21 protein-coding genes are annotated in these 14,784 nt (G+C 41.1%); all 21 read left to right on the forward strand.

The annotated features are described in order from the left end of the window. Window positions 1–33: 33 nt before the first annotated feature. The gene (locus MKX75_RS07850; RefSeq protein WP_339169177.1) at window positions 34–522 is read left to right on the forward strand and encodes an isochorismatase family cysteine hydrolase; all 489 of its coding nucleotides are present in this window, start codon (window positions 34–36) and stop codon (window positions 520–522) included. 32 nt (window positions 523–554) lie between these two features. Next, window positions 555–791 carry a hypothetical protein gene (locus MKX75_RS07855; RefSeq protein WP_062833310.1) on the forward strand — a complete coding sequence of 79 codons (237 nt, stop codon included), beginning with the start codon at window positions 555–557 and terminating at the stop codon, window positions 789–791. A gap of 193 nt (window positions 792–984) precedes the next feature. After that, window positions 985–1,506, forward strand: coding sequence for a GNAT family N-acetyltransferase (locus tag MKX75_RS07860; protein ID WP_339169179.1), 522 nt, complete (start codon window positions 985–987; stop codon window positions 1,504–1,506). 24 nt (window positions 1,507–1,530) lie between these two features. Beyond that, complete coding sequence (locus tag MKX75_RS07865) at window positions 1,531–1,941, forward strand: hypothetical protein (protein WP_339169181.1); 411 nt, start codon at window positions 1,531–1,533, stop codon at window positions 1,939–1,941. 245 nt (window positions 1,942–2,186) lie between these two features. Continuing rightward, window positions 2,187–4,901, forward strand: coding sequence for a YDG domain-containing protein (locus MKX75_RS07870; protein ID WP_339169182.1), 2,715 nt, complete (start codon window positions 2,187–2,189; stop codon window positions 4,899–4,901). Window positions 4,902–5,334: 433 nt separating this feature from the next. Further along, entirely contained in the window at window positions 5,335–5,583 is a 249-nt protein-coding gene (locus tag MKX75_RS07875) for a hypothetical protein (RefSeq protein WP_339169183.1), read from the forward strand. A gap of 72 nt (window positions 5,584–5,655) precedes the next feature. Continuing rightward, window positions 5,656–6,120, forward strand: coding sequence for an NUDIX domain-containing protein (locus MKX75_RS07880; protein WP_145146617.1), 465 nt, complete (start codon window positions 5,656–5,658; stop codon window positions 6,118–6,120). A gap of 41 nt (window positions 6,121–6,161) precedes the next feature. Next, window positions 6,162–6,542 (forward strand): hypothetical protein, encoded by a 381-nt coding sequence (locus tag MKX75_RS07885; protein WP_145146618.1) that lies wholly within the window; start codon window positions 6,162–6,164, stop codon window positions 6,540–6,542. 58 nt (window positions 6,543–6,600) lie between these two features. Further along, window positions 6,601–7,224 carry a hypothetical protein gene (locus MKX75_RS07890; protein ID WP_186333560.1) on the forward strand — a complete coding sequence of 208 codons (624 nt, stop codon included), beginning with the start codon at window positions 6,601–6,603 and terminating at the stop codon, window positions 7,222–7,224. 371 nt (window positions 7,225–7,595) lie between these two features. After that, complete coding sequence (locus MKX75_RS07895; RefSeq protein ID WP_339169186.1) at window positions 7,596–8,081, forward strand: hypothetical protein; 486 nt, start codon at window positions 7,596–7,598, stop codon at window positions 8,079–8,081. Between the two features lie 34 nt (window positions 8,082–8,115). Then, entirely contained in the window at window positions 8,116–8,259 is a 144-nt protein-coding gene (locus tag MKX75_RS07900; protein WP_186333562.1) for a hypothetical protein, read from the forward strand. Between the two features lie 69 nt (window positions 8,260–8,328). After that, window positions 8,329–8,781 carry a hypothetical protein gene (locus tag MKX75_RS07905; RefSeq protein WP_145146621.1) on the forward strand — a complete coding sequence of 151 codons (453 nt, stop codon included), beginning with the start codon at window positions 8,329–8,331 and terminating at the stop codon, window positions 8,779–8,781. A gap of 33 nt (window positions 8,782–8,814) precedes the next feature. Continuing rightward, window positions 8,815–9,318: a DUF4188 domain-containing protein gene (locus tag MKX75_RS07910; protein WP_339169188.1), complete on the forward strand. Its 504-nt coding sequence runs from the start codon at window positions 8,815–8,817 to the stop codon at window positions 9,316–9,318. 26 nt (window positions 9,319–9,344) lie between these two features. After that, window positions 9,345–9,845, forward strand: a complete 501-nt coding sequence (locus MKX75_RS07915; protein WP_339169190.1) for a hypothetical protein — start codon at window positions 9,345–9,347, stop codon at window positions 9,843–9,845. Window positions 9,846–10,053: 208 nt separating this feature from the next. Continuing rightward, window positions 10,054–10,500 carry a LytTR family DNA-binding domain-containing protein gene (locus MKX75_RS07920; protein ID WP_339169192.1) on the forward strand — a complete coding sequence of 149 codons (447 nt, stop codon included), beginning with the start codon at window positions 10,054–10,056 and terminating at the stop codon, window positions 10,498–10,500. Further along, window positions 10,497–10,907 (forward strand): hypothetical protein, encoded by a 411-nt coding sequence (locus MKX75_RS07925; protein WP_076330162.1) that lies wholly within the window; start codon window positions 10,497–10,499, stop codon window positions 10,905–10,907. Before MKX75_RS07920 ends, MKX75_RS07925 begins: the two co-directional genes overlap by 4 nt. A gap of 15 nt (window positions 10,908–10,922) precedes the next feature. After that, the gene (locus MKX75_RS07930) at window positions 10,923–11,327 is read left to right on the forward strand and encodes a hypothetical protein (RefSeq protein WP_339169195.1); all 405 of its coding nucleotides are present in this window, start codon (window positions 10,923–10,925) and stop codon (window positions 11,325–11,327) included. Between the two features lie 124 nt (window positions 11,328–11,451). Next, window positions 11,452–11,742 (forward strand): hypothetical protein, encoded by a 291-nt coding sequence (locus MKX75_RS07935; protein WP_339169197.1) that lies wholly within the window; start codon window positions 11,452–11,454, stop codon window positions 11,740–11,742. A 467-nt stretch (window positions 11,743–12,209) separates the two neighbouring features. Then, window positions 12,210–12,929, forward strand: coding sequence for a methyltransferase domain-containing protein (locus MKX75_RS07940; protein WP_339169199.1), 720 nt, complete (start codon window positions 12,210–12,212; stop codon window positions 12,927–12,929). Between the two features lie 286 nt (window positions 12,930–13,215). Then, a complete protein-coding gene (locus tag MKX75_RS07945; protein WP_339169200.1) occupies window positions 13,216–14,052 on the forward strand; it encodes an adenylyl-sulfate kinase in 837 nt (278 codons plus the stop codon). Between the two features lie 223 nt (window positions 14,053–14,275). Further along, window positions 14,276–14,767 (forward strand): NUDIX hydrolase, encoded by a 492-nt coding sequence (locus MKX75_RS07950; RefSeq protein WP_339169201.1) that lies wholly within the window; start codon window positions 14,276–14,278, stop codon window positions 14,765–14,767. Window positions 14,768–14,784: the final 17 nt, after the last annotated feature.

Raw genomic sequence — 14,784 nt, forward strand, 5'->3', positions numbered from 1 at the left:
AAGGCGCAAAATTTATTTGTGAGGAGAGATGGGATGAAAGTAGGTTTGCTTATTGTTGATATGCAAGAGAGTATTGTGCGTAAAAAGATGGACCAGACTTCGATAGACCATGCCTGTGAGTACATTAACCATGTGGCTAACGTGCTGCGATTGAATGAACATGTGGTCGTTCACGTTCAGGATGTGGAGGGAATGGAGGAGGCCAAACCGGAAGAGTATCGTATTATTCCCGAGGTGGATGTGACTGAGAAGGATCTCACCGTTACCAAGGAAGCTTCCAATGCCTTCTGGCAAACTGATCTGGAGCAGGTGTTGAAGAGTCATGGAATTGAATTAGTGATCATCGCCGGGTTTGCTGCGGAGGAATGTGTTCTATTTACGTACAACGGAGCAATGGAGCGAGGATTCCGTCCGGTGATGTTGCAAAACGGAATTCTTAGCACCCATCCCGAAGCGGTGACTTCAACGTACAGAGATCGCAATGTGATTTCATATCCTGTGGTTGATTATCTGATTCAATAAGTGTTGGCTACATGCCAGTGGAGGTGATGGTTATGAACGTGCTTAACGTTGCTTTTGTCCTATTGATCTCATTGGCAGGAGTTGTTTTCGGTGTTCAGGGGTTGAAGAAAAAATCTCCAGTCATGATGTATATCAGTGTAATATTTATTTTCGTTCCTATACTTCTTTTCATGGATTGGTTGACGTTCTTACCTTTTATCGCTCCCGCAGCGCTTGCCAGTGGATACTTGGTGAAAAATAAAGATAAGACCAGTAATCGGACTCTGTAGGGAGTCTTTTTTTTGTACAAATGTTCATGTCCACTTTGAAAGAAAAGGTTACTTCATGGTTTAAACCAAACTTTGCCTATATCTGCTTGGGTTGAAACGATATATTGAGAACAGGGGGCAGCAAGCTCGTTGTGGATATCGGCAAAGTCGTGTATGGATCACTGACCAAATCATTAACAAAGGGAGATGTGGAATGAAGATGAATGTACAAATTACGAGTATTTTGCCAGAGCAGAAGGAATTGTTTCTCAACCTGTACAACTTGTATTTATATGATCTGTCTGAATTTTCTGGTGAGGATCTACTTGAAGAGGGGAAATATGATCCAACGAACACCTATCTATATCTGGAACGCGATGAATTACATCCGTTTTTGATTCAGTATGAAGGGAAGGTTATTGGATTCGTACTGGTGTGCTCACCTCCATATGTGCCGAAAGATGTGGATTATACGGTGCAAGAGCTGTTCCTGGTCAAAAAGTATCGCGGACAGGGACTGGCAGCACAAGCGGTTGACTTGGTTTTTGCTCAATTTGAGGGCATATTCCAAGTAGAACAGCTTGTCAACAATACGGCAGCAGTTTCGTTCTGGAAAAGATATTATGAGCAACATCAGATTGAATATACCGAGTCTGAATATAGCATTGAGATTGACAACATCGCTGGCAGCCACCTGATTTTGTCCCAGACTTTTGTGCGTGGAAGAGAGGAATAATATTTAAATTAGAAGGTGATTAGCTTGTTTATTATCGTAGCAACCAAGGGGGACTTGAAGTGGGTTTCGGGTGTCTTTCAGGCAGAAGATGTAGCTAGACAGTACATGGATCTTATACCTGAAGAGCTTAAAGAATACCAGGAAATCATTCAGGTAGAGAACATCACATATCCTTTTTATATTATAGAGCGTCAGGAATCTCCATTTAGGTTTCTCGGCAAAGCTGAAGTGATCTCACTTTTCGATCATACGGATATATCAGAGGACGAAGATGAGGTGCACTTTAATATCTACACGATCGATTTCGACTATAGACCGAAGAAACCAGGTACAGACTATATGGGCACACTTAGACATGATCATGTGACCAATGACTTTATAGAGAGGTATCGTGAAGAAGGATTAGCGTTTCTGAGTAAACGAAGGATTTTCTAATGTCATGGATGCGACGATGTCGTGTCCATTTTGTTCTATGTGTAAATCGAATTGTGATAGAGCTTACGTGAGAAATGTTTACTGTGGAAACTGAAAAAAATATGCGACAAACTCTTAAATGTCCTGGATTTTAAACGGCAGAAAACTGGATTTCAATTAACATATACTATTGCTGATCTTTGTGTTAAGTTGAGTGAATACCAATAAGATCCAGTAATCATACTATGAGTGAGAGGACTAATATCATGAATTGTGCTAAAAAGCTTGTGACCACTCTATTGATTACAGTTATGTTGTTTTCATCGTTTAATGTAGTATTTGGTGCCGCCGCGTCTTCGGTATCAGACATCGAGGGAAACTGGGCAGAAAGCCAGATCACGAAATGGATCGACAAAGGTTTTATTCATGGTTATGAAGATGGCAGCTTTAAACCGAACAATACCATAACTAGAGCAGAGTTTTTCTCATTGGTTAATCGTTCATATGGATTTACTGAAACAGCATCTGTATCCTTCAAGGATGTTACTTCATCTAACTGGGCATATGCTGAGGTTTCCAAAGCTGTAAAAGCTGGATACATAAAGGGTTATAGGGACGGTACAATCGGTGCCAATAAACCCATTAGTAGACAAGAAGTTGCAGTTATTATCAATGATCTTCTAGATCTATCGAATGAAACTAGTACTGGGGAGCACTTTACGGATTCGAGTGCAATAGCTTCATGGGCTAAAAATTCGGTGGATGCTACTGTAGCTAAAGGGATCTTGCAGGGCTACGATAATAACTTCAACCCGAATAAACCGATTACTCGTGCTGAAGCAGTCGTTGCGCTGGATCGTTCAGTGAATGCAAGAGCAACGGATTACAGCTTAGCTGGAACATATGGCCCTGAGGCGGGAACGCAGACCATTGATGGGGATGTGCTCATTAGCGCGGCTGGGGTTACATTGAAGAATATGATCATCAAAGGGAACCTATTATTTAGTGAAGGTATCCAAGAAGGAGATGTACACCTTACGAATGTTACGATTAAAGGTGTGACACGGGTAGAGGGTGGGGGCGTTAGTACCATCTATTTAAAAAATACCATGGCATCTACCCTTATCGTTGATAAGACAAAGGGGCCCGTTCTCATTATTGTAGAAGGTTCAACGACAGTAGGAGAAGTAACCATTCAATCCCCTGCTACGCTACAAGAATCGGATACTACGGGGAATGGTTTCGGCAAGATTACGTTATCTGAGCGATTACCTGTGGGTTCGAAAGTGGGTTTAAAAGGAACATTTGATTCCTTAACCGTTAAAGGCAGCGGGGTTCAGGTGGATATTCCTGAAGGCCGTATTAAGGACGTTATCGCAGCAGTAACAGCAACTGGCACGACACTTAACTTAGGGACGGACGCAACTATTGTAAACCTTTACTTAGATGCGGTAGCTAAGATTCTAGGCACGGGAACTATTGAAAAAGTGACGTTAAGTTCCGTAGCTAAAGATGGTACGACTTTTGAAACTACAATTCGACTGTTGGATAAAGTTATAACTACAATTCCTCCAACTACTTCTACAAATGTACCCGTGACTGGACCTTCCACTGGAGGAACGGATACAATCGCTCCTACATTGTCCAATGTAACGAGTGGTCACATTGCAGGTGGAGATTCTGTGGTAGGTAGGAGCAATGAAAGTGGATATTTGTATCTGGTTCCTTCCACAACACCGAAAACAGTTACAAGTTTAAATCAATCTGTTGCAGGATTGTTAGGCAAGAAGCAATCGGTAACAGCAAACGTAGATGCCACAATTAATACAGCAGGTTTAGCTTCAGGTACGTATGTCGTATATGCAGTTGATCTCGCAAACAATATATCGATGGCTTCGGCAGAGATCGTTATTGGTACAAATCAGTTAACCGTTTCGACTCCAGTACTCTCAACCGAGAAAATGTACGATGGAACGTCTTCGGCTACAGTAATAGCAGATTCACTAACCGGAGTTGCTGCTGGAGACCATGTAACCGTGAGTGCAGCAGCCACCTACAATGATGCAATAATAGGCACAGGTAAAACAATAACTGTAGTTTATACGTTGGGCGGAGCAGATGCGGCCAAGTATATTGCGCCTGCAAACTATACGATCCAGACAGGGGTGATTACAGCCGCACAGTTGACGATCGGCGAACCGATGTTGACTCTTGATGAGATAAATGGAGATTCATCCTTAGCCATATCTGCCGGTTCATTAGTTGGGGTTGTTTCAGGTGAGGATGTGACTGTGAGTGCAGAGGCCTTATATGATACATTATCAACTCAGGAAGTTAGACCATTAACTGTGGTTTATACAATAGCTGGTGTTGATAGTGGCAAATATATTGCTCCAGTTAATAATACGAACTACACTGTTTATGTACAATCTAGTGCAGATACGGGGACGATCATAGACCTAATTACCACTTTCAAAGTGTATGATGGAACCTTTGCAACAACTGCAATAGCAGGTTCTAGAGTAGGATCTTGTGGAGAAAATGAACAAGGTATTTGTCCTGGGGATGACGTAACGGTAAGTGCTTCAGGAGTCTATGATAATGAAAATGTAGGAACAAATAAAAAGATAACCGTATCGTATATTTTATCTGGTAATGATGCAACAAACTATACTGCACCAGATGAAATTGCAGTGAATGGTGTAATAACTAGAAAGCAATTGATGATCACGTCTCCGACATTAATACTCTCCAAAGTGTATGACGGAACTCTTATTGCAAATGTAACACCAGGTGCATTATCTAACATTATCCCTGGGGATGACGTACAGGTAATCGCCGTAGCCACTTACAACAATGCAGCTGTAGGAACCAATAAAGTAATAACGATTAATTACACTCTTACAGGAAATGATGCAGGAAATTATGTTGCCCCAGCAACGCAGATAGTTGGTACAGGGGAGATTACTGCTACACCGTGATGTTTATGTTTGAAGACCATTTTCATTAGTGACTTTTCTGATGAAAGTGTAGAAGCAAATAGAGTCTCCACTGTCGAATAAGACTGTGGAGGCTTTTTGATTTTTAGATTCAAAACAACTTCGCATTTACCAATACATGGGTTATGATGAATTAAGAGGATTGAATGAAAGTGAGCGTGTAAAGGGGACAAATGTAGGTATGCCAAAGCATCATTTTGTTATTGAAAACAAATCGCAAGTAGACGGGAATATTCATACCTCCTACTCATGGGATTCACAAGGGATAATACATGGAAGTGGATTAACCACAAAGAATCATGCGACCTGAGAAGACGAATTCATTGCGTACATCTATGATTCCCTTTGCTGGTTGGATACATGGAATCCATCTACGTGTATGAGATGTAGTGGACTGAACAACTATGGAATAACCGTGATTGAAGAGCAGGATGTTTTGTTGAAGTTTCATCAACTGATTCAGGCCTGGATTGATCTATTCAGCCATGCGGCGGATCCGATTGTTCTGACAGGGAGTTACTGTTTTGATGGAGAAGAACAAAAGAGCTACTACGAGAAACTCGTGTACAACAAAGTTGAATTAATCAACGAATTATACACGCTTGCGAACATAGCAAAGTATGCTGAGACAAATGGGAGATGCATTGTGCATTTTGGGATATAAATCGATAGAAAAGGTTCCTGATATAAAATCGTAAGCTGTTGAGAAGCAACCCGACAGAGAGGAGCGAGAGTAATGACTAGTCGTATTGTTGTTACGGGTGGAGCTATTATTCGAGATCATATGGGGAGAGTGCTGCTGCAAAAGAGATCAGATTATGGGGATTGGGGATTACCTGGTGGTGGTATGGAGCCAGGTGAACGAATCGAAGAAACCATGATTAGAGAAGTGAAAGAGGAAACGGGGCTTGAGGTGAGGTCTTATGAATTGGCCTCCATCTACACGGGCGAGAGGATGCACTATACGTATCCGGATGGAAATGAAGTAGTATTTGTAATGTTTTTATTTGACGTTATTGCGGAGTTGGAAGGAAAACTCTGTGATGATCAAGTAACTCTTTTATTTGAAGATGAACAAAAGGAGTCATTACAGCTTATTTTTAAAAGTGTGGATGAGATTGATATTTCCACAATTAACAATGTGCAGAAGCCTATATTTGTAGACTTGAAGCAAGGAGAGTCTAAATTACTACGCAAGTGACAGCGTTAATAGAATAACTCAAAATGAATTGAGGTTAGATCATGCTGAAAAACATGGAATTAATTCAACCTTTTATTCCAGCATTTTCTGTTCAAAATTTGGAGTGGGTTGCCGGGTTGAATCTGTATATAAAACAAGACAAATATTATGAAAATATTTCGATAGCAGATATTACATTTTTAATGAAAATCTCAAATGTTACATATGAATTACTTTTTAGATTCACTAATATTGAAAGTTTTCATTATAAGCCTCATGGAGTTCTAGTACAGATCAGTGGGTTTAAGATTAAAGATCTGAAAGACCACGGATATCATCCGATGAAATATTTCGTTGAGGACTACGAGGACGGAATATTAGGATTTTATTGTGAGGGTATTGAATTGATACATGTACAAGAGAGTGAGCACTTAGCTTTGTAGTTCATAGAACATCATTTTTAATAAAGAAGGGAGTTTTTTTTTTTTATTGCCTTGGCCAATGGTTCATTTTGCAATTGCATCCGAATTGATATCCGAGCCATCCCCTGAATTGTTATTGGGAAGTCTCGCTCCTGATTCTATCCATGTAAGAACTAACACCCGTACTGAAAAAGCAAAAACTCACCTCATGCCAGAGGCAGGAAGATTCGCAACAGACGAAGAGCTTGAAGCCTTTTTTGAGTCCAACAAAAAGTTGGCTTATAGTGATCCCAAATTCATGCAATATCTGTGCGGTTACATCGCCCACATCTATACGGACCGCGTGTGGACATTCGATATTTATCCTGCATATGAAGCCCACCCCAATGGAAGAAGCCTGTATACACAGGATGTCTCAAAGCTGGAGTTTATGATTTTACGGAATTGGGACGGGGCTCGTGAATGGTTAAATGAGCTGAACGTGGGAAGAGCATTTGATTTAGGTGGATTGCTAGAATCTGAGGTGTATCAGTATAGGGGAGAGAAACTTGAGTTTTTAGCTGACTCTGACAACGAACCCTTGGGTGATTTAAATATTTTATCCATGGAAGCTATGGAAGAGTTCATACATACAACAGGATTGGCGCTAAAACAATTGTTTACGAAATGGATTGTTTATAAGGATTTACGTAGCAATATGTAAGTAAGGGAGGAATTTACCTGAAGGTATATAGGAAACAAGTCCGCAAAATTGTAGTGAATGATACACTGTTTTTGTATGTTGTGGATGAGCAAGCATACGATATTGTTATTCGGATCTATTCAAATACATTTAAATCTACATTTGTAGAGTTCGATGTGGCTTGGGAAGATACATGGGATATATTTGTCTATGAACCTAAACTGATATCCAACCTTATTCAATATGCAATAAAACATGGGTGGGACTACCAACAGAAGAATAACAGAATGAAATTCAAAAACACGACAAGTATCGTAAGAATTTTAATGGCAGAGAAACAAACATAATAACAAGGAGCGTGAACACAAATCAAAAGGACGTTCTACATATGTATGTTGCTGTTGATAATAGTCGCTGGATGTAGTTCACCAAGTAAAGAGATTGATCCAATCCAACGTTTGAAAAAGTACGATACCGCTCAAGAAGCCATTCTGCACTATGTTAAGTCATATCACATGACTGGTCCAGTAGCACAGATTAATATAGGAAACGAAAATCGTCAGTTGGTTTTCACGGAGTCCAGTAAGAGAACGTATTCTATCGGTGAATTAATCGAATTCGAAGGACAATACGCAGTAGCTAAGCTTTCAGCTGAAGTGAGAGTAAGCGAACTCGCGTGGGCGAAATGGAGTTTCCCTACATTGGATGAGCAGGAATATACGATAACTATTTCTGATGAAGAAGAGCCGGATTCTGCACAATATATGAAGGAATTTGGATTGTATGTACATGTAAGCGATATACCTAACGACAACAATTTAGTCACTACTTCACCTAATATCATTAACTATTATAATTCGGTTGGGGTAGAAGAATAAGGCTGTAATTTTTATTTGAAAAGGAGACCCTATCATGCAAAAAACAATAATAGAACTATCTGATCTGATGAAGAAGTATCCTAAGAGTGCGGCATTTTTATTATCTATCATTTTGTTGAATTTGGTGTATGCCTTTGGTAAAGATATCGGGGCGTGGCTTTACCACCTGACTCATTAGAATATTTGTAATGAAAGGCATGGTCTCCAGTTAATTCTGCATCATAGAATCACATAAAGGAGGATTTCTATGGACATCGTTATGACGCTTGAACCGCACGGATGGCTGGATATCCTGGTTCAACCTGATCAGGGAGAACCGATTGAGATTCCGGTTTCTTTTTTGTCGGATGCGGTAGATGAGATAGCATGTCGAATCGTTGCATTGCACAAAGGAGTCACAGAAGTAACCATGACAATGCAAACCGAACCTGGAGAATATCGCTTCTGGATCAAGAAACGTTCGCAGGTAATTGTTCAATTTATGGTGTATGAGATGAGTGATAATTTTAGCCCGAAAGCCGTCACAGAGGGGCGATTACTTATGTCCGAGGAGCTAACCCTGGTCAAGTTGACCAAGCTGTTCTATAGAGAATTAAGCAAATTAAAGGAAATGGGACCCGAGGAATATCACAAACGGTGGAGTTTTGAGTTTCCGCTGAATGCCTATGAGCGGATAGGAAGGGTCGTCCAAATCCGATGAAATGGAATGTTTTTGACGAGAAGGAGGGGTGACATGGCGAACATACATAAGGGGAGATATTCAGCTCAGATTGAGGGAGAATTTGTTGTTTTTATTATCGGGATGAGGATTAATCGTCTATGGGCTATACATAAATGGCTACCTGTTTTTAAGTCCATGGGCCCGATGATTAAAGAGCTGTATATGAATCCGGAGACCGGATTTCTGAGTACAGAGTATTTTATAAGCTGGCGTGGGGTGACTCTGTTACAATACTGGCGCTCTTACGATGAGTTGGAGAAATACGCACGGGGTGGACTGCACTTGGAAGCTTGGAAAAGATTCAACCGCTCCATTGGTTCCGATGGAACCGTAGGGATCTATCATGAAACATACAAGGCTCAGTCGGGTTCCTTCGAGACCATTTACGCCAACATGCCCAAATTCGGATTAGCTAAAGCGTCTGACCATGTGCCTTCGACAGGGAAAATGGAGACATCCAGACGCAGAATGGGCGGAGAGAATGACCCGGCAGTGGAAGCACCAGATAATCCTTAAAGTGGTGAACAGAGAGGGGAATGTTATTGAAGGCTAGAGTGCGAGTAGAAGATATACATTCAAAGCAACTTAGCTGGTTATGTATTGAACCGATGCTTATTTCTGTACGGGGCAGAGATATGGCCGCCAAAACAGAGATATACCGACAGCTACATGAAGGGCAACAAGCCTTATTTCTGTTCTATTCCTATCACAATCACACGAAGAGTCTGGCAGAGTTTTACTGGTTTTCGGCATATAACATCATCGAGATTAAGAGCTGGCATGGAATTAAAAATGGGATGCACTTTTTTCGTTTAGATGAAATGGTGACTCTACTGGACCAGATTGAAAGTCTGATTACGGACAAAAACAGAGTGGATGAAGCGTGGAGTGAGGTGCTGCCAACAGATCTGGAGAATGACCCGATATTACTTCAGAGAACAGAGGTTTTATATGCTACCTATCAGACCGTGGCGCAATTAGCTATTGCACACATGAATAAGATAATCCTGCAAAATCAGGAGATGTATCTGGAGGTTGAGTAGGTTAAGGCAGCACCTTGATAAAAAAAGAATAGCTCATGCCTTAAATGCTCTGGATGATTACATGGAAGAACTGCTCCTATGGAGTGGTTCTTTTTAGTATCTAAGCCATGCCAATGCAACAAACTTGCAAAATCATGCAACAAAACGCAATACAGTGGGACTGCCGTAACTATGCTAGTAATATGAGTTGTGAGAGGAGGGGCAACACGTGAAAGTCATTTTTGAAGAGGACACAGCAATTGATAAAAGGGTAGCCAAGGTCATAACTCATCCTTCGGAGAAGTCGAAGTGGGATCGTATTCAGAAAGCGATTGGCCAGTCCGAAACCCAACTAACGGTCATCCATGCCAAGAACAATCGCAACGTACAGATACAATTAAGCTCGGTGGTCGCCATTGAGTCGGAGGATCGGATGTGTTGTATACGTGTGATTACAGGCGAGAGATACTTGCTCAACAAACGGTTGAAATTTGTAGAAGAGGACCTGGATGACGTTCATTTTGTAAAAATCAATAATCAAACGATCATCAATACCCAGTACATCACCGCATTCTCTGCAACAGACCAAGCTCGGATTAAGGTAGATCTGAGCGATAGCTCCAGTTACTTTGTCAGTCGATTTTATATTAAAAACTTTAGGGGGAAATTATCATGATTACTCAACTAAGACATTCTTTTTTTCAAGTATTCACTATAATGACGCTATGGATCACACTCTTGGCTACAATATTCTTTGGTGATCTGCCCATTCAGATGTCCTATTTATGGAATATAGCGGGTATTTCTTTCATTGCAGCTGTAGTGTTTGGAATGATGTATAACATACTGTGGAACTATTTTACGTTAAAACCGATATGGAATATCGTCATTTCTTCCACATTCAATATTGCAGGAGGTATGGCGATGGTATGGTTGTTCTCGGTAGACATGTTCCAATTCATCGCTCCCTGGTTCCCCGGCATGTGGTTGTTATCTATCGTGCTGCACGTCATCGCTTTTTATTTTTATGCTAGAATGGATAGCAGGAAAAAAGCGGAAGAGTTAAACAACATTCTCAAGTAGGTAAGGGGAACAAATATGAACGAGGAAGAAATGTTGGAGTTATACGGATTGGAGCCTGATGACATCCATCGAGAGCCGATCCGACAGCTGCTTCAGCAAGAGATTGAGAACCGAAAATCAGAGAATAACGAGGTTCTGAGACTGTTGTGCATCATATTATTCTGTATTGGAAATGTGGAGGACACCACGCTGATCTGGCAAGCCAAACGAAAGAATCAGGATGCGGGTAGTTATATTGATGTGCAGTTATTATGTGGTGCGGGATATGATCAGACTTTATTTATTTGGAAAAAATGGACGGGGAACTGGCGCATGAGGAGTTGCTTTACCTTAGACAGTGCGAGCCGTATGACTTTGTTGATTTTTCCAAAGCGGAATGGGTCTCAGACTACAAACAATATTACGGTGTTTGATATGTGAGCACACCAGAAGGAGAAGGACTATGCCAAGTTTGCATGACAATATCATACTAAGTTACGAAGTCGATTTAGAGAACGAAAGAATCAGGATGCGTACTTGTTCGAGTCATGAGACGCCAAAAAATATGGATGTTTTATTCTCAGGAGTAATGGCCCATGCGTTTGATACACCGCTGCATGGCAGCATTATTTTGGATCTGGATGAGTGGGACATTGAGCATTTTGTCCCTCATAATCGAGAGTTGTTAGAGTTAGGGAAGGGCTACGGTTGGCCTGTCAGTTATGATTCCTATGACGAATTGCAAACTCGGCTGATAGAAGAGAAATACAAGTACATGGTGATCTCTTCCTCGTATGGATTGAGTGGGTGGGTTTTGGCCAAGAACGTAGAGATTTCTGTTCAAGAAACGGGGTGAACATGACATCCATTCTTCGTATAATGTGAATGAAGGCAGGACTTTTACGCAGACGATTGACGGTGAGGGAGAGAAGTTTCATTTTAAAGGCGGACATATACGGCATATGGGGATCTATTCAACATATAGTTACCTTTTTGCGGATAATGAAGACAAAGAGATTCAGTTTGAAGCGGTTGGCATAATGAATATGTTATTTAATAGATAGTTAGATAGAGTGATGGTGGACAGTTACAAAAGTTGCATGAAAGTTCTGCTGATATCCACGCGCTTTGCATGATGTAACTCGTGCAGAGCAGCGTGTTTTTGGCGAGAAATGCGATATAAACAGAGATGGCTTACTTCGTTTGTTCGCAAATCCCACATTATGGGTTATGATGTACCTTGAGAGAAAATTTTACATACATAGGAAGTCTTCTTCTTTTAAAATAAAAGCAAGCAAAGTCATAACCGGGATGGTGTGTTCCGTGGATGAATTGAAGAAACATTTGAGTACGCATCGGGCAGGGCAGGTATTGGACGTAGGCACGGGATCGGGTAGATTTATTCCTACCATACTTGAACTATTCAGTGGTATCGAACAGATTACTGGAATGGATACGGATATGGATTCATTACGTCAAGCAGAGGCTGCTTATGCGAGTCATGGAAAGATTCAGTTTAAGCCGATGGATGCGGGTAACATGGGATTTGCAGATGGGCCGTTCGATACGGTTTGTATTTCGAATGCATTACATCATTTACCGCCAGGTGCACAGGTCCTGGAAGAAATGAAGCGAGTTGTGAAAAGAAACGGTCTGTTTCTCATGAATGAATTAGTCAGTGATAAGCCGAATGAAGCCCAACTGACTCATATTTTATATCATCATTTCAGTGCCGATATAGATCAGCGTTTGGGAATATACCATCATCACACGTACACGCGTCAGGAAGTCAGGGATATCGTTACTGCCAGTGGTATACGTATACATTGGACATACGAGTACAACGAACCCAAGCCGGATGTTATGGCAGAACGGGATATATATTTGGTTACTAATGCCTGCAAACAGCATATGGTAAGGGCCAAGGCGTTTGAAGATTATGCCGCATTTGCAGAACAAGGTAATTCTATCATTGAACGTTTGAAAACTGTCGGAATTCAGCGCCCAACGCAGCTCATGATCGTGGGAGGTTTGGAAGAGTAGATGAATGCTGATCGGAGGATGAGAGAGCATATATGAATCTTTTTGATCCACAGTCTCCTATATCGGGCATGGGAAGATACAAAGTTCGCAAGATTATTCCATAAGCGATATTATCATTCAAGAGCAAAAGAAACTTTGCCAGGGAGCTATATAAGTACGATGTTATTTTGGAAAAAGAAAGATGATGGCGATTCTGCGCAATGGTTATTGCAGATATTGATTGATAACATAGTTTCTGATAGATGGAAGATCCATATCATCACACAAAGTAAAGGATGATGTAATGATGGCTAGGAGATTAATACTCATTGAAGGATTACCGGGTTCAGGCAAGTCAACGATTGCCAAGATGGCATCCGAAATCCTGATAGGTCAAGGCAAGCAGGTACAACTATTTCAGGAAGGAAACCTGGATCACCCTGCTGATTACGAAGGCGTTGCTTTTTATCATGCTGAAGACTTCGAGACTTTATTGAAAACGCATGAAAAATACAGAGAGGTTCTGGAAAGTAATGCGATTGCCCATGATCAAGGTTTCTTGATTCCTTATCGTAAGATGAAAGAACAATGGGGAATAGAGCTTCCCGATCACATTGTACAGGATATTTTCAGGCGAGATATTTACGAAATTCCTTTTGAGCAAAATGTTAAGCTGATCACCGAGAAGTGGCAAGATTTCGCCCGAAATGTGTTAAGCACGAATGATGACTGCATCACGATATTTGAATGTTGTTTTATCCAGAATCCACTAACCATGGGTCTTGTAAAATGCAATCAATCCAAAGAGCAGAACGTGCAGTATGTATTGGAACTGGGGCGTATCATTCATGCTCTGAATCCGCTTCTCATCTATATCGACCAGAAAGATATATCCTATACCTTTGATAAGGCAGTTAGTGAAAGACCAAAAGAATGGTCAGAGGGATTCATTAATTATTATACGAACCAGGGTTTGGGGCAGGCACAGGGTTATCAGGGTGTTAAGGGTACGGTACAGGTTTTGCTGGAAAGAAAGAAGCTGGAGTCCGAAATCTATGGGTTACTTCAGATGGATAAGGTCTGGCTGGATAATTCGGATTATGACCGCGAGGCTTGTAGGCACAAACTAGAAAAGATTCTGTAATAACCTTAATGAAATACGAATACATACCGGAGGTTAGTTTTATGACATTTTATGGAGTAGCCTTAATTGCAACAACCGCAATCTTACTTATTATAGGTGTTCGAAGCAAACGGAAAGTAATTCTTAGATGGGGCATAGCCAGTTTAATTTTATTGCTCGTACTCATCATTCCCTCATTCATCATGGGATTCATGGACGGATTTGCTGATGGATGGTCAGCGAGATGACCACTGCAGATAACAATAATATGTCGTATGAACAAAATAACAACAAATTCAACTTCCGTGTGGCAGGTATTGTTATGGATGCGGGAAGAGTTCTTTTGCATACGACTGAACAGGATGATTTCTGGAATCTGCCCGGAGGGCGGGTGGAATTGAACGAAACAACAGAAGCGGCTATTGTGCGAGAGATGATGGAGGAACTGGGTGTTCATGTAGAAGCGCACAGGCTCGCATATGTTAGTGAAGATTTCTTTGAATATGATGGCCTGAAGTATCATGAAGTTGGTTTTTATTATGTCATCACATTGCCGGAAGCCCATAAGCTATATAGCCAAGTTGAGTTCAATGGCCTAGAAGAAAACGGTAAGCTAATCTTCCGATGGTTCTCCTTGGACGAACTGGAGCGGATGGAAGTCTATCCTGTGTTTTTGAGAAAGGAACTGACTACTCTCCCTGATGCAAAAGGCATCAAACACTTCATTCAGAAATAGAGGGATATGTTTTGTAG

Origin of the sequence: Paenibacillus sp. FSL R5-0341 (genome assembly GCF_037975235.1) — a bacterium.
GTDB lineage: Bacteria > Bacillota > Bacilli > Paenibacillales > Paenibacillaceae > Paenibacillus > Paenibacillus amylolyticus_A.